This is a genomic window from Mixta mediterraneensis (genome assembly GCF_030283135.1).
GTDB lineage: Bacteria > Pseudomonadota > Gammaproteobacteria > Enterobacterales > Enterobacteriaceae > Pantoea > Pantoea mediterraneensis.
Genome location: NZ_JASUAZ010000025.1, coordinates 40,207 through 56,185 on the forward strand (window position 1 = coordinate 40,207; position 15,979 = coordinate 56,185).

Sequence of the window (15,979 nt, forward strand, 5' to 3'; positions counted from 1 at the left end):
ACCCTTCCTTACGTTCGTTATAAGTTTTTGTTATGCTTTTGTGACGAATTTCTCAATTCAACTCATTTCGACATAAACTACCATGCTTAGCCTGACTCTTAAGAAACAGTACATCAACGATTTGGTGGACTGGATAGAGGCGAATCTGACCGACGAGCTCAACATCGATCTGATTACCCTGAAATCCGGCTACTCCAAATGGCATATGCAGCGCATGTTCAAAGAGATGACCGGACAAACACTGGCGGCGTATACCCGCAAACGGCGTCTGACAATGTCAGCCATGGCGCTGCGTCTCACGCGCATGCCGCTGATCGATATTGCGGTGCGTTTTGGATTTGATAATCAGCAGAACTTCACCCGCGTTTTTAAAAGCCATTTCGCGGTAACGCCTGGCGTGTTTCGTCGTATTCCCGAGCTGCCGGTGAAATATTTTCACGGCCGCATCCCGGCGTGCTCACCGCTTGAACGCGCAGAGCTGATCGAACGCAAGGACGATCTGCAGATGTGTGGAGAAGTAGCGGAGTGGGAGTGTAAGTTTGGTGATTACGTTCACGACAGCGAGCATCGTGTCGCCGATCAGGCCCGGCAATTTGTTCGCTTTGCCGGGCAACATGTCGAACGCGGATGGCTGGGTTTTCACTACAGCCCCGGTAACTCTTCCGCCGAACAGCAGCATGTTAGCCTGTTCCAGGCGCTGGAAAGTCAATACGCGGAAAAGCTGAGTTCGCAGCAGTTAAACTGGACCGCAACGCGCGGCTTGTACGCCATGATTCACTGGAGCGGCACACCGGAACAGCTGACGCGTTTTATCGCGGATATTTATTATCTGCACCTGCCGGCGCTCGGCGTGGCCCGTCGTTCGGGGAAAGATCTGCTGCGTTTAGATTTCAAAGCCTCAACACCTGACTGGTTAGTCGGCGTTTTCTCCGTCCCGGTAACCAAAGACTGACCGCACTATTTGTGCGGTAAACCGTGACTAACCGCACGATTTTATAAAAAAATAGCCCTGTCCGGCGTAAAATTCTCTTCCGAAACCCTGACGTTGCGCATTCATCGGGCAATTTCCCGTCAGGGCTGGATATTTATCTGCACTTCAGGCCATTTCTGGCTAAAAATGACAAAGACGAAATGATGCGACTCTCAATGTTGTTCCTTATTACAGCGCTGTCTGCTATTCCGGCTCTTACTGCGGCACAGATGGCAGAGCCATTCAGTCCGCCAGCCGGGCTGCATCCACACTCTCAGGCAACGCAGCATGAAATTCTGGGCGATGGTCAGTTACCTCAGCACAGCCAGGACAATCCGGCTACGCCAGGTTTTCGTGGCAATAACTTCTGAATCAAAAAGTTAACGCGACGGCTCACCTTTTAAATTTTCTTTTCTCCTGTTGCTACTGGCTTAACGTTGCGCGATCGGAAACGCCAGGTCGGTTTTACCGTTGCTGGCGATCTCTCATTCCATAGCATGCCTCACTGCCTGCATCTCACTTAACCTTCGTACTCAATGCCTGTGCCTGGCAGTTTTACTGCAGCCTGCTGACGGTTAAAATATATCTTAATCCGCAACGATCGCATTTTTTGTCATTGTGGTTAAGATATATCATAGCTATCTTGAACGCCTTTAGATGAGAATGATTTTTATTTGTTAAATAGCGGGTGAAACCTCCTGGTATCACCAGTCGCAGCGGCATGCGGATGCGTGTGCCTCGCATGACAGGAGAATATTTTTGCGAAACAACAAAAGCCTAAGCCGTGCGCCGCAGCGTGTACGCAACGAATTGCGTTTTCGTCATATTACGGTGGCGAGCAAAACCAAAGTCGCCGACCATTTCTGGCGCATCGTTTTTAGCGGTAGCGATCTGGCCGGTTTCAATTCGCCGGGATTTGACGATCACATCAAAGTATTTTTTCCGGAAGCAGGCAGCGGGGCTTTAGCGCTGCCACAGATGACCGATGACGGGGTTGTATGGAAAGAGGGCGTACGTCCACCGGCGCGTGATTACACGCCGCTGCAATTTGATGGTGAGTCTTCACTCACGCTCGACTTCTATATCCACGAAAGCGGTGTCGCCAGCGACTGGGCGACCCAGGCAAAAATTGGCGATACCCTGATTATGGGCGGGCCGCGCGGCTCACTGGTTGTACCAACCGATTACGCTTTCCAGCTCTATGTTTGTGATGAAACGGGTTTACCGGCATTTAAACGCCGCAAAGAAGCTGTTCAGGTTGAAGAGTTACATCTGTTTGCCTACACCAGTGAAGAAACGGGACGCGATTATCTACCGGATCTGACGGGCGTGAACGCCAACTGGCTTGGCAATGGCACCATGCAAAGCGACAATCTGGGTTCGCTGATTGCCGCGCTCGACAAAATTTCGATTCCGCAGGATGAGTATTTTATCTGGCTGACCGGTGAAGGCGAGTTCGTAAAAACCCTGAGCGACTATTTCACTGTGCGTCGCGGTATCGACCCGGCTTATGTGCGGGCGGTCGCCTACTGGCATCAGAAGTAAGTTACCCGCGCCGCCTGTGTTGAATTTTGCCAGGCGGCAGACTACTATCAACCTCCACTTTTTCCATCCCCAGGCAGGCAATGAAACAGGATTCGGCATTTTCATGTCACAACGACCCTTCATCTCGTTCAGGTGCTTGTGGTGGACGTCGCAAACGTCGGGAAAAAATGCTGGATGCCAGTGATATTCGTTTGTTAATGCTGCACTTTCTTGCGCAGAATACTGCGCATGGCTATGAACTGATCAAATCGGTTGAAGAGCTGTCGAAAGGGGAGTATTCGCCCAGCCCTGGCATTATTTACCCCAATTTAACGCTGCTGGAAGAGATGGATGCCATTCGCGTGATCGATGCGCAGGCGTCACGTAAAGCCTATTCGCTGAACGATGCCGGGCGCGACCTGCTGGTAAAGAACCGCGAACATGTGGCTAACCTGATCGATCGATTATCGTCGCTGGCTATTTTGGTGAATAATCGCAGCATTCCAGATGTGGAACAGGCGATACATAACATGAAACTCGCGTTAAATGGTCGCCTGTCGCAGGAAGGGATCTCTGATCATACCTTGCAGGTGATTATCGCTGCACTTAATGAAGCCGCAGAGAAAATCGCCAAAAGCTGATTATTTTTCTGGAGTTTATTGCGTGTCGGATTTTTTCTTATCGACATGCCCCAGTGAACGTTCAGGGAAACAATAATCACGTACCCGCTGTTTCAACGCTGACGCATCGGGGAATCCTCCATCGCGTTTGCGTTCCCACAACAAAAAACCATCCACCTTAATTTCAAATATCCCGCCAGTGCCGGGCTTAAGCGTGACTGCGGCGAGATCCCCGGCAAAGGTATGTAACAGTTCCTGCGCCATCCATGCTGAGCGCAGCAGCCAGTTACATTGCGTGCAATAGTGAATTTCAATAGCGGGTTTAGGCGTCATGTCAGTTACCTCCTCAAATGGATGGGTTATTCGTAGATGACAAAGTTTAACAAAATGTGCTGCCTAAGATACATCTTAATGCAAATACTATTGATAATGATTACCAATTGCATTAGATTCCCGGCAAACAATTCAGACCTAAAATAAGTTCAATATTTTTATGGCGTTATTGTACAAAGCCATAGTTTCATACTGTCAGCAAGGAAGTGAGCGGATACTAACTATTAATCAGGTAATTCGCACTCATGTCATCACTCTTTCAGGGATCAACACAACAGCGTCTGTACAAAATAGCGCTGATCGCTTCTGCTATACATACCGCCTGTGGATATGCCGCCAGCACTGATAATACGGTATTGGCGCTCTCCAGCAGCAAAAGCGCTACCAGCGAACCGGTGATGACCGTCACCGCGCCGGCAACCGAAAAACAGGCGGGCAGTAAAACCACGATTAGCGCGGCAGAACTGCAACGGCGCGGTGCTAACGACTTTGGTTCAATTATGCGTTATGAGCCGCTAATCAGCGCTACCGGTGCCAGCGGGGGATCGTCGGCTGGCAAAAGTGGCTTTGACCGCGCCGGTTATACCGGATACAACATTCGTGGTCTGGAAAGCAACCGTGTTGGGTTGGATGTAGATGGCATTCCGCTGCCAGAAGCTACCGGACGAAGTTATGTTAGCCGTGCGGGTTTAAATACCTTTGGTATCGGACGTGATTATATTGATCCTTACCTGTTTGGGCGCGTTGATATTGAGAAGGGCGCAACGTCTGTTGAGCAGCCAAACACTTCCATTGGCGGTAATGTCTCTTTCCGCAATAAAACGCCTGATGACTATCTCAATCCGGGCAAAGAAACCTACTTTGGTTACCAGAGCGATTACGACTCCTCCAGTCGCAGCTGGCACAACGGCATTACCGCCGCAGCGGGCGATGAAGAACTGCGAGGTATTTTTGTTTACAGCCGTCGCGATGGCCAGGAAACCAGGAACAACAGCGGCGTGCTGGATGCTTATCCGGCTAACTGGCATTCCGATGCCTTTATGACTTCTGGCATCTGGCAACCTAATGATGAGCACAAGCTCAGCGCAACCTTCGATTACTACCACAAAACTAATCACACCCATTACGACAGTTGGGACAGCACCGGTAATACGCTTTACGGCACCGCACAGCAGCAGAGCGATACCCGTCGCTGGGGTATCAGTCTGGCCGATGAATACACGCCGTATAATGATTTTATCGACAGTTTGCAGACCCGCGTTTACTGGCAACAAACCCAGGCGCATGACAACACTTACATGCCATCAAGCGCTAGCGCATATAAAACGGTCTACTCTGATTACAACGTTGATACTTACGGCTTCGATACCCGAGCGGCAAAAAGCCTGGGACGCCATGAAGTTAGCGCTGGCCTGAATGCACGCCTGGAAGAGACTGAACGTCCGTTCCGTGAAACGCCGACCCAAAGCGTTTACAGCGCCACCATGAAGCCGGAAGCTGACAGCCGTAGCTATGTCGTGGCGGGTTATCTGCAAGATAAGATCAATTTCGACCTGGATAGCCACAATTTCGCGGTAATTCCTGGCGTGCGCGTGATGTATCAAAATACCAGGCCACGCAATCTCTCCAGCCTGACCACCGGTAGCAGCGTGATAACCGAATCTGAAATGGACACGTTGTACGGCTCCGGCAATGCCGATACGCAGGTCCTGCCGTCCCTGACCTTTCAGTACGACCTGACGCCAGCATTAATGACCTATTTGCAGTACAAGCGCGGCGCGCAGTTTGCTAACGCCAGCCAGCTATACGGTTCATGGAATTTGGGGTCCAGCTACGCAGGCACGCAGCAATATGCGTTGATCGGCAATGCGGATTTGGATACTGAGACCAGTAATAACGTTGAATGGGGCCTGAAGGGTCAGGTCACTGAAGGTGTCACCGTCAACACCTCGGTATTCTATAACGATTACAAAAATTTCATTGCCTACACGCGCTATACCCGTTCCGGCAGTCCGGCGAAATTCGCCAACGTGCCGAGCAACATCTACACCATTTATGAAGCTGAAAACCGCGACAGAGCTTACATTTACGGCGCTGAACTCAGCACGAAGGTAAACTTTGGCACCTGGTTCGAAGAGGTTAATGGATTGAGCGCCACGCTGGCGTTCGGTTATAGCGAAGGGAAATCGAAGTCGAGCTACCTCGGCGACAAGTACATTGATATTGACAGCGTTGCGCCAATGAAAGCCGTGGTTGGCTTAGCCTGGGATGATGTGGAGCGCGGATACGGCGCAGCCGTTATCGCCACCTTCGTCAAAGGCAAAAAAGCCGAGGCCACTAACCGGGAAAGCTATACCAATAGTGGCAGCGCGATTACCGATTCCAGCACTGATTATATGCGCGTACCGGGATATGGCATGGTGGATATGACCGCGTACTGGAAAGTGACGAAAAATGTCAAGCTGAGCGGCGGCATTTATAACCTCACCGATCGTAAATACCGGGATTACCTCAGCAGCCGTGAGCTGAGTGGCAGCTCACAACAGGATGTTAACGATCAGGCGCTGGCGGTAATGCCGGGCCGTACTTTCCAGCTGGGTGTAAACGTTGATTTCTGATAATAGCAAGCCCTGCGGCAGTGCAGGGCATCTTCATGGGAGCAAAGCGTAATGAATGCGATCTACCAACATTATTTGGCATTGAAGGGCGAACAACCGAAAAAGTATGCGCGCGATCTGGCGGCGCTGATGGGTATGAGCGAAGCACAGCTGTGCGAAGCGCGTATCGGGCAGGATGCGCAGGCCCTGAAAACCGATTTTCCAGCGCTACTGGCGGCGCTGGAAGCGGTCGGCGAAACCATGAGCATCACCCGCAACGCCTATGCGATACATGAACAGCATGGCGAATATAAAAACCTGCGTTTAGGCGGTCATGGTGGGCTGGTGCTGAATCCACGCGCGCTCGATTTGCGTCTGTTTCTATCGCAATGGCACAGCGCCTTTGCTCTGCATGAACAAACCACGCGCGGCGAGCGCCAGAGTATACAAATCTTTGATCGCCATGGTGATGCGGTGCTGAAAATCTATCTCACCGAAAACACCGATAAAGCGTCCTGGCAGGCACTGATTGCCGAATTTACTCAGGCTAATGCCGCGCCGATCAGCGTACAGCCTGTTACTGCGGCTGAGTTGAGCAACAATATCGACACAGCCGCGGTTGTCAGCGAATGGCGAGCAATGACCGATGTACATCAGTTTTTTGGCTTATTAAAGCGCCACAACATTTCTCGCCAGCAGGCTTTTCGCGTGGCGGATGCCGATCTGGCCTGGCAGGTCAGTAATGATGCGCTGACAAAAGTGCTGAACCTGGCACTGCAAGATGGCAACGAAATCATGATTTTTGTCGGCAACCGCGGCTGTACCCAAATTTTTACTGGCACGGTGCAGAAACTTATGCCGATGGAAAACTGGATCAACATCTTCAATCCGCAATTCACCCTGCATTTAATGGAAAATCACATCAGCGAAAGCTGGGTAACGCGTAAACCCAGCGGCGATGGCTTCGTTACCAGCCTGGAACTGTTTGCTGCCGATGGCACGCAAATCGCGCAGCTTTATGGTCAACGCAGCGAAGGAACGCCAGAGCAAGCACGCTGGCGCGAGCAGCTAATGACGCTCAACACGGCAGGAGCAGCGGCATGAAATCGCTGTTATTGATGATGCTGATGACGCTGCCAGCCTTTGCGACTGAACGTGTGGTATCGATTGGTGGCGATGTTACGCAAATCATTTATGCGCTGGATGCCCAGCAAAATCTGGTGGCGCGCGACAGCACCAGCCAACATCCGGCGCAAGCCAACGCCTTGCCGGATATTGGCTATATGCGTCAGCTTAACGCTGAAGGCATTCTGGCGCTCAAGCCGACGCTGGTGATAAGCAGCGAGCTGGCGAAACCTTCGCTGGTGTTGCAGCAGATCGAGCAGGCGGGGGTAAAAGTAGTGGAGGTGACGGGCGAAAATAGTCTGCAGGCTATCCCGAAAAAGATCGCTACCATCGGCAAGGCGCTGAACCGTGAAGCGCAGGCGAAAACGTTAGACGCGCAGATTGAAAAGCAGCTGGCGCAACTGCCACAGCAAAAATTGCCGGTTAACGTGCTGTTTATTATGGCGAATAGCGGCATGAAGTCACTGGCGGCGGGCAGGCAAACAGCCGCTGACGGCGCAATTCGCAGCGCTGGACTGGTGAATGCCATGGCATCCATACCGCATTATCAGGCGCTGTCCCAGGAAGGAGTGGTTGCTGCGGCGCCTGATTTAGTGGTGATCGGTGATGACGGCCTGAAGGCGCTCGGCAGTAAAGACAAGCTGTGGCAGTTGCCAGGGCTGGCATTGACACCCGCGGGTCAGCATCACAATCTGCTGGTGATCGATACTATGGCGCTGCTGGGTTTTGGCCTGGATACGCCGCAGGCTATCGTTAAACTTCGACAGGCGGCGGAATCCCTCCAGCATGATTAATCTTCGTTGGCTGCTGGTCATGCTGATCGGCATGTTCGTGGCGATGGGGCTGGCGGCGAATCTCGGCGCCATGTCACTGTCGCTGCGTGCCCTGTGGCAGATGCCGCTAAGCGATATGAGTTGGCAAATCTGGCTGAATATCCGCCTGCCTCGCGTGCTGCTGGCAGTGCTGCTGGGTATGGCGCTGGCGGTATCGGGCGCGGTGATGCAGGGGCTGTTTCGTAATCCGTTGGCCGACCCTGGGCTGCTTGGCATTAGTAGCGGTGCAGGTTTAGCGGTAGCCATTGCCATCGTGATGCCGCTGGCGCTGCCAGCGGTACTGGCGCTGTGGTTGCCGATGATCGCGGCTTTTACTGGCAGCCTGATAGTGACGCTGTTGATCTTCAGCTTTAGCCGCCTGGCACGCGGTAACTTGCCGCGACTACTGCTGGTTGGTATTGCGATAAATGCCTTATGTGGCGCGGCGGTTGGTGTGCTGTCGTGGCTGAGTAACGATCAGCAGCTGCGCCAGCTGTCACTGTGGGGCATGGGCAGTTTAAGTCAGGCGCAATGGCCATCGTTACTGGCTTGTGCATTGCTGATCGTGCCGACGTTGCTGCTGTTGCAGACCCGCGTGCGTCATCTCAATCTGCTGCAGCTGGGTGAGGAGGATGCGCATTATATGGGGATTGACGTTAAACGCACGCAACGTCAGCTGCTGGTGCTCAGCGCCTTGCTGGTGGGTGCCGCCGTATCGGTGAGCGGCATTATTGGTTTCGTTGGCTTAGTGGTGCCCCATGTGATGCGTTTCTGCCTTGGCAGCGATCATCGCTGGTTGCTGCCGGGTTCGGCGCTGGCGGGAGCCATTTTATTGCTGCTGGCGGACACGCTGGCGCGAACGGTAGTGATTCCGGCAGAAATGCCGGTGGGATTGCTGACCAGCCTGATTGGCGGTCCGTGGTTTCTCTGGCTGATCCTGCGTCAGCAGCGAGGAATGGAATAATGGAACAGTTACAGGCGCACGGACTGCATTTTGCACGTGGCACGCGAACGCTGATTGATCACCTTGATCTGTCACTCGAAGCGGGCGAGATGGTGGCGTTGATTGGGCCTAACGGCGCGGGAAAATCCACCTTGCTACGCATGTTGACCGGTTTTCTGACGCCGGATCGCGGTGAGTGCCGGCTTGGTGATCGTCCTCTCCATAACTGGCCGCGTGAGCAGCTGGCACGGCGGCGTGCGGTAATGCGCCAGCAAAATACCATAACTTTTCCACAGTCTGCACAATCTGTCGTGGCGATGGGCCGCGCGCCCTGGCCGTCCATGCAATCGGCTGCGATTGTTGATGAGGTAATGACGTTAACCGGTTGTGCCGCGCTGGCTCAGCGCGACTATCGGCAACTTTCTGGCGGAGAGCAGCAGCGGGTACAGTTGGCGCGCGTACTCGCCCAGCTATGGCAGGATGGCGCACCGCATGGCTGGCTGTTTCTGGATGAACCAACCTCGGCGTTAGATCTGTTCTGGCAACAGCAAACGCTACGATTACTGCACAAGCTAACGCGCAAAGGAGATTTCAGCGTCTGTACCGTGCTGCACGATCTTAATCTGGCCTCGCTGTGGGCTGATCGCATTCTGTTGTTGCATCAGGGTAAACTGGTTGCCAAGGGTACGCCGCAGCAGGTCATGACCGAAGCGACGCTCACGCGCTGGTATCAGGCCGAGCTACAGGTAACGCCGCATATTGAAAGTGGGCGTCCCTCTATCCAGCTACGGGTATAATTTTTAAAACATCGCTTCAGCGTATGCCTTAACCGATTATTTTCAACTATACTTCATTCTCTGGGTGTACAAACAGGGAGAAAAAGATGGCGAATACGCTACATCAAGCGGCAGAAGCGCTGGGCAAACGTCTGTTATCTTTGGGACTCCGACTCTCTACCGCTGAATCCTGTACTGCTGGTTTAATCAGCATGACGCTGGCGGCGGTTGAAAGTAGCGGTGATTTCTATACCAGCGGTTTTGTAACCTACAGTGACAGGGCAAAAATACATCTGTTGGGCGTGAATGCTGAGACGATTGAACAGCATACCGCCGTCAGCGAACAAACGGTTCGCGAGATGGCGCAGGGTGCCTGTCAGCGCTCTGCGGAGCCGGTTAGTCTGGCAATTAGCGGCTATGCAGGCCCGGATGGCGGTGCAGATGGCACGCCAGCCGGGACGATTTGGGTTGGCTGGACGCTGGCGAATGGTGAAACCCATGCCAAATGCCGCCAGTTCAATGGCGAACCAAAACAGGTCATGGAGCAAGGCGCACTGTTTGCGTTAACAGAATTAACCAGACTTCTTCAAACAGCATGATGATAAAAATGCGCTGTATTTTAAGGCGCATTCTATTCCAGATAAATAAAAATCATGGCTCAATAAATATTAATGATTATCTTTATTTTTTAATTTATTTAGATATGAAGATGCCATGTTTGTCATACTATTTCAGCGCGACAGCGATCACAAAAGACCATGATATTTCTGTCATCCAACCTGTTTTTACTTTAATTATTTAAAGCGTTTCCCATAAATAATTGACGTTACCTGAAAAGGGTGGCGCGTTTTTTCTTTTTTTAGCTAACGGCAGGTGAAAAATGAAAACAGGATGGTACGGTGAGCTTAACGGGGATGAAAAAAAAACCTGGTGGGCTTGTCTGGGAGGATATACCCTCGATTCGATGGATAGCACCATCTATTCATTAGTGATGCCAATATTATTAAGCCTGGCGATTCTCACTAAATCAGAAGCGGGTATCCTGGGGTCGGCATCCTTAATTGGCAGCGCTTTAGGTGGCTGGAGTGCAGGTATGCTGGCCGATCGCCTGGGCCGCATTCGCGTGATGCAGCTAACGGTGCTGTGGGTAGCATGTTTTACCGCGCTCACTGCGGTATGCGGCGAATTCTGGCAGTTCCTGATTGTTCGTTTTCTACAAGGGCTGGGCTACGGCGGAGAAGTGGTCGTCGGTGGCGTATTAATCAGTGAAGTGATCCGCGCCAGTTATCGGGGCCGCGTTGGCGCATCAATTCAAAGTGGTTATGCGCTGGGTTACGCAATTTCATTAGCCGTTCTGCCGGTACTGCTTAATTTTTTTCCCGCAGCAAATCGCCTGGAAGCTTTTTTTCCTCATCGGCATTATTCCGGCTATTCTGGTGTGGTTCATCCGTCGTTTAGTTCCTGAGTCCGCCGTTTTTTCTCAGCTAAAGCAAAATAAACAGCCTAAGAAAGTGACGGAGATATTTCAGGCCAAGCACAGGCGGATTACCGTGACGGCGACTTTATTAGCCAGCGGCATATTTGGTGGCGCGTATATTATGATTACCTGGCTGCCCACTTATCTGCGTATGGAATTAGGTTTGCCAGTAGTGTCGATGTCTGGATATTTAGCCATCAATATTTTAGGTTCGCTGGTGGGGCCGTTTCTTTATGGCAGATTGAGCGATAAGTTTGGCCGCTGGAAAACAATTATTTTGTTCCTGCTGTGTCAAATGGCGGTTGTTAGTGTCTATATGTTTGCTAACGTCAGCCTGAACATGACGCTGGGGTTAGGCTTTTTCCTCGGCGCATTACAAGGTGGCCTGGCTTCGGGTTTGACACCGGCTTTTTCTGAACTTTATCCAACGCGTATTCGCGGCAACGGGGCAGGATTTTGTGCCAGCTTCGGGCGTGGCTTTGGCTCGCTCATGCCTGCGCTGGTGGGGATAATTTCAAGTCAGGTTCATCTGGGCTATGCGATGGGAAGTCTGGCGATTGCCTCTTACTGCGTGGGGATTATTGCCGCGCTGTGTCTGCCAAATGCGACTGGCGTTAACCTCGAAGAGGTGAACTAACCGCTGCCTGGTCAGGGCAGCAGAAAAGTATTAACGGCAATCGACGATTAACCGGCCGCGAACATGGCCATCCAGTAGATCCTGAGCGCCTTGTCTGGCCTCACTCAGCGGGATGATCTGAGTGAGTTTGCTAAGCAGCGTGGTGTCCAGTAATTCGCCAAGACGTTGCCATGCCTGCTGGCGCAGCGGTTTTGGACACATTGCGCTATCGACGCCGGTTAACGTCACGCCCCGCAAAATAAACGGCGCCACGCTGGTCGGCAGATCCAGCCCTTGTGCCATGCCGCAGGCGGCGACCACACCGTCGTGCTGAGTCGCGGCCAGCACGTTGCTTAACGTGTGGCTGCCAACGCTATCAATCGCCGCCGCCCAACGCTCTTTAGCCAGCGGTTTGCCCGGTTCCGCTAACCCGGCGCGGTCGATAACCGACGATGCGCCGAGTGTAGTGATCAAATAGTCTTTATCACTGGCGCGACTGCTGGAAGCGATAACATCAAAGCCAAGGCGAGCCAGTAAGCTCACACTAAAACTGCCGACGCCGCCGCTGGCCCCGGTGACCAGTACCGGGCCGCGCTCTGGCGTTACCCCCCGTTTTTCCAGCGCCAGCACGCACAACATGGCAGTAAAACCAGCGGTGCCGATCGCCATCGTTTGCAGCGGACTCAGCGTGGCAGGGACTTTAATCAGCCAGTCGCCGGATACGCTGGCTTTTTGCGCCAGACCGCCCCAGTGTTTTTCACCCACCCCCCAGCCGGTAAGCAGCGCCACATCACCTTGCTGCCAGTCAGGATGGCGGCTTGATGCCACGCGGCCGACAAAGTCAATGCCAGGCACCATCGGGAATTGACGTACGATAGGCCCTTTGTTGCAGATCGCCAGGGCGTCTTTGTAATTGAGGGTGGAATAGCTGACGTCGAGCGTGACGTTCTGATCGGGCAGTTGTGATTCGGGGAGATCTTTCAGCAGCGAGCGGTAACCCTGTTCGTCATTTTCAATGACCAGCGCCTTAAACATGCAACCTCCGGCAGGTTGGGAAAGAAAGAATTAAGTCTACGCTTCTGTTGGGCGATGCGGTAGATGTCGTATCCGTCGGTGGCCTTTTCGCTTTTCCTGACGTGCTCTGACGAACGGAGCCGGGAGTAATACCGGTTGTAAGGCATCTCTGTCAGTTGCATAAAATCGCACAAGACGCGGATAGTTAAGCAATGTTGAGGTTGTAATTATGATTAATTATTTATTTATCAGTAAGTTATGATTATTGTGGTTTGCCTGATTAATTACCGGTGCTGGGTTGTCGCTAGCGAAAAAAGATGCCATCATAACCGCCAGTTTTTTGACGCCCGTCACCCTATGACAAAGGACACCGCCATGGCTGGTACAATGCTGATTTGCACTTGTTCCCGTTCGCTACGGCGCAAGTTTTCCTCGATTATTCCAGTGACATACTCCTCGCTCACCATGCGGTGAGGCCAGCCTGACGCTCGCTGTTGGACATGCGTAAAGACAGATGTCATCTGACTTTACTGATGTCTATCAGTCTGTAACCGCATACGTTGCGTTGCAGGTGCGTTGGCTACGCTGCTTATCCTGGTCACTGACTCAGGTAAGTTTTCAGGCATTTATCCGCCTGCCATCCCTTGCAATTTGATTACAGCATATCGAGATGACGTTATTCGCCGGGGTATTTTCCCCATTGCTGTGCCTCTGGCACCCACTCCCTGACTGCTAGGGATTTGTGTTATGACACCACTAAAAATTGCTGCCAGCGCCGCTGTGGCGCCGAACCTGACCCTGAACACCGCGCGCGACGTGGTGACGCTGGATAATACTGATTTTACCGACGTGGCGGCTGTGGTCGTCTCGTTGGCCGATACGCGTAGTGGCGTGCTGGCGTTGTTGCGACACACTGGCTTCGGTTTGCCGGTCTTTGTCGCCAATGCTTTCGAAGAAGAGGTGCTGCATCTGCCAGGCGTAACCGGCGAGTTAAACGGCGAGCCAGAAGGCTGGGCCGCGCTGGAGACTGCTGCGCAGGCGTATGAGTCGGCGCTGTTGCCGCCATTTTTCGAGACCCTGACTAAATATGTCGATATGCAGAACAGCACTTTTGCTTGTCCGGGACATCAGGGCGGTGCGTTCTTCAAAAAACATCCGGCAGGACGGCAGTTTTATGATTTTTATGGCGAAAACGTTTTTCGTTCGGACATGTGTAACGCCGATGTAAAGCTTGGCGATTTGCTGATTCACGAAGGTTCGGCGAAGGATGCACAAAAATATGCAGCCAAAGTATTCAACGCCGACAAAACCTACTTTGTGCTGAATGGCACGTCCAGCGCCAATAAAGTGGTAACCAACGCGCTGTTGACGCGCGGCGATTTAGTACTGTTTGATCGCAATAATCACAAATCCAACCATCATGGTGCGCTGATTCAGGCTGGTGCGACCCCGGTTTATCTGGAAGCAGCACGCAATCCGTTTGGCTTTATTGGCGGCATTGATGCGCACTGTTTTGATGAGAGTTACTTACGCGAACAAATTCAAAAAGTGGCACCCCAGCGTGCCACCGACGCGCGCCCGTTTCGACTGGCGATTATCCAGCTCGGCACCTATGACGGCACGGTATATAACGCGCGTCAGGTGGTGGATCGTATCGGCCAACTTTGCGACTACATCCTGTTTGACTCGGCATGGCTGGGCTACGAGCAGTTTATTCCGCTAATGGAAGGCTGCTCGCCATTGACGCTGGATCTGAATGAAAGCGATCCCGGCATTTTTGTTACTCAGTCAGTGCATAAGCAACTGGCGGGTTTTTCTCAGACCTCACAAATTCACAAAAAAGATAATCATATTCGCGGCCAGAAGCGTTTTTGTCCTCATAAGCGCCTGAATAACGCTTTTATGTTGCATGCTTCGACCAGCCCGTTTTATCCGCTGTTTGCCGCGCTGGATATTAACGCCAGGATGCATCAGGGCGAAGCGGGGCGTCGTATGTGGGAAGCATGCGTGACCACAGGAATTGAGGCACGTAAAGCGATTTTTGAACGCTGCGAAATGATCCTGCCTTTCGTGCCAGCAACAGTAGCAGGTAAGGCGTGGCAGGACGTGCCGACCGAAGAAATTGCCCGCGATCTGCGCTATTTCAGCTTCGAACCAGGCGCAAAGTGGCATGGTTTTGCCGGTTACGATCGCGATCAATATCGGGTCGATCCCTGTAAGCTGCTACTGACTACGCCGGGTATTAATGCAGCGAGCGGGGAATATGCTGATTTCGGTATTCCTGCGACTATTCTGGCTAACTACCTGCGAGAAAACGGCATTGTGCCGGAAAAATGCGATCACAATTCCATCCTGTTTCTGCTGACGCCAGCGGAAAGCCCAGAGAAGATGGCTCATCTGGTGACGATGCTTGCGCAGTTTGAGCAACACGTTAAAGAGGATGCACCGCTGGCTGAAGTACTGCCGACTATATATCGCAAGAACAGTAAACGCTATGCCGGATATACACTGCGCCGTCTGTGTCAGGAGATGCATGATCTGTATGTGAGTCATGACGTAAAAGGCTTGCAGCGCATGATGTTCCGCGAGGAAGGCTTGCCGCAGGTGAACGTTAATCCGCAGGATGCGCATCAGGCTTATATTCGTGGCGACGTCGAGCTGGTGCCAATTGCCAACGCTGAAGGACGCATTGCTGCCGAAGGCGCGCTGCCTTATCCACCAGGCGTGCTGTGTGTTGTGCCCGGCGAAGTATGGGGCGGGGCGGTGCAACGGTATTTCCTTGCGCTGGAAGAGGGTGTCAATTTGTTGCCAGGTTTCTCACCGGAATTGCAGGGTGTTTATACCGAAGAGGGTGAGGACGGGAAGAAGTATCTGGTGGCGAATATGCTTTTAGGGGCGTCAGGCTGATCGAGCGGAGGTGGGGGGCGGGCACGAACGGGCGCTGAAAGTGTTTGTTCGGGGCGCGAACTGGCGCGGTGAGGGGGTTGTCTGATGCCGCAGACCAGCGGTGAGGTTTCGTTCGCCCGGGCAGACGGGCAGTTTCATTTGTACTAGCTCAGACCTGATCTGACAGTTACCGGTTATTTATACAGGTGTCTGTCAGATTAAATCTGGTTCAGATTCTTTTCTGCCCAGACCCGTTTTCCATCAAGTAACGTGGCCATTGGCGTAC

15 protein-coding genes are annotated in these 15,979 nt (G+C 52.5%); 13 read left to right on the forward strand and 2 right to left on the reverse strand.

The genetic code is table 11. From position 1 onward, the window contains the following. Positions 1-82: 82 nt before the first annotated feature. From QRY16_RS14640 to QRY16_RS14655, 4 genes are all read left to right on the forward strand, one after another. Positions 83-952, forward strand: coding sequence for a helix-turn-helix domain-containing protein (locus QRY16_RS14640; RefSeq protein WP_289777113.1), 870 nt, complete (start codon positions 83-85; stop codon positions 950-952). Positions 953-1,131: 179 nt separating this feature from the next. Further along, a complete protein-coding gene (locus QRY16_RS14645; RefSeq protein ID WP_289777114.1) occupies positions 1,132-1,341 on the forward strand; it encodes a hypothetical protein in 210 nt (69 codons plus the stop codon). A 388-nt stretch (positions 1,342-1,729) separates the two neighbouring features. Beyond that, complete coding sequence (locus QRY16_RS14650) at positions 1,730-2,515, forward strand: siderophore-interacting protein (protein WP_290428323.1); 786 nt, start codon at positions 1,730-1,732, stop codon at positions 2,513-2,515. An 80-nt stretch (positions 2,516-2,595) separates the two neighbouring features. Then, on the forward strand, positions 2,596-3,135 hold the full coding sequence (locus tag QRY16_RS14655) for a PadR family transcriptional regulator (protein ID WP_289777115.1): 540 nt from the start codon (positions 2,596-2,598) through the stop codon (positions 3,133-3,135). Between the two features lie 15 nt (positions 3,136-3,150). Here the strand turns inward: QRY16_RS14655 and QRY16_RS14660 are convergent, their stop codons facing one another. After that, positions 3,151-3,447, reverse strand: coding sequence for an Rdx family protein (locus QRY16_RS14660; RefSeq protein ID WP_193404426.1), 297 nt, complete (start codon positions 3,445-3,447; stop codon positions 3,151-3,153). Between the two features lie 245 nt (positions 3,448-3,692). On the opposite strand from QRY16_RS14660, the gene QRY16_RS14665 reads away from it, so the two are divergent. From QRY16_RS14665 to QRY16_RS14700, 8 genes are all read left to right on the forward strand, one after another. After that, complete coding sequence (locus tag QRY16_RS14665) at positions 3,693-6,065, forward strand: TonB-dependent receptor domain-containing protein (protein ID WP_289777116.1); 2,373 nt, start codon at positions 3,693-3,695, stop codon at positions 6,063-6,065. 51 nt (positions 6,066-6,116) lie between these two features. Next, positions 6,117-7,148, forward strand: a complete 1,032-nt coding sequence (locus tag QRY16_RS14670; protein ID WP_289777117.1) for a hemin-degrading factor — start codon at positions 6,117-6,119, stop codon at positions 7,146-7,148. After that, entirely contained in the window at positions 7,145-7,963 is an 819-nt protein-coding gene (locus tag QRY16_RS14675; protein ID WP_289777118.1) for a heme/hemin ABC transporter substrate-binding protein, read from the forward strand. The genes QRY16_RS14670 and QRY16_RS14675 overlap by 4 nt, the downstream gene beginning before the upstream one ends. After that, on the forward strand, positions 7,956-8,945 hold the full coding sequence (locus QRY16_RS14680) for a FecCD family ABC transporter permease (RefSeq protein WP_289777119.1): 990 nt from the start codon (positions 7,956-7,958) through the stop codon (positions 8,943-8,945). Before QRY16_RS14675 ends, QRY16_RS14680 begins: the two co-directional genes overlap by 8 nt. Further along, on the forward strand, positions 8,945-9,721 hold the full coding sequence (locus QRY16_RS14685) for a heme ABC transporter ATP-binding protein (RefSeq protein WP_193404421.1): 777 nt from the start codon (positions 8,945-8,947) through the stop codon (positions 9,719-9,721). The genes QRY16_RS14680 and QRY16_RS14685 overlap by 1 nt, the downstream gene beginning before the upstream one ends. A gap of 86 nt (positions 9,722-9,807) precedes the next feature. Further along, a complete protein-coding gene (locus QRY16_RS14690) occupies positions 9,808-10,299 on the forward strand; it encodes a CinA family protein (RefSeq protein ID WP_193404420.1) in 492 nt (163 codons plus the stop codon). A gap of 281 nt (positions 10,300-10,580) precedes the next feature. Continuing rightward, positions 10,581-11,165, forward strand: a complete 585-nt coding sequence (locus tag QRY16_RS14695) for an MFS transporter (protein WP_289777120.1) — start codon at positions 10,581-10,583, stop codon at positions 11,163-11,165. Next, positions 11,137-11,814, forward strand: a complete 678-nt coding sequence (locus QRY16_RS14700) for an MFS transporter (RefSeq protein ID WP_289777121.1) — start codon at positions 11,137-11,139, stop codon at positions 11,812-11,814. The genes QRY16_RS14695 and QRY16_RS14700 overlap by 29 nt, the downstream gene beginning before the upstream one ends. 30 nt (positions 11,815-11,844) lie before the next feature. Here the strand turns inward: QRY16_RS14700 and acuI are convergent, their stop codons facing one another. After that, positions 11,845-12,828 carry an acrylyl-CoA reductase (NADPH) gene (gene acuI, locus QRY16_RS14705; RefSeq protein WP_289777122.1) on the reverse strand — a complete coding sequence of 328 codons (984 nt, stop codon included), beginning with the start codon at positions 12,826-12,828 and terminating at the stop codon, positions 11,845-11,847. Positions 12,829-13,554: 726 nt separating this feature from the next. Between acuI and QRY16_RS14710 the strand changes: the two genes are divergently transcribed. Next, entirely contained in the window at positions 13,555-15,714 is a 2,160-nt protein-coding gene (locus tag QRY16_RS14710) for an ornithine decarboxylase (protein WP_289777123.1), read from the forward strand. Positions 15,715-15,979 lie beyond the last annotated feature (265 nt).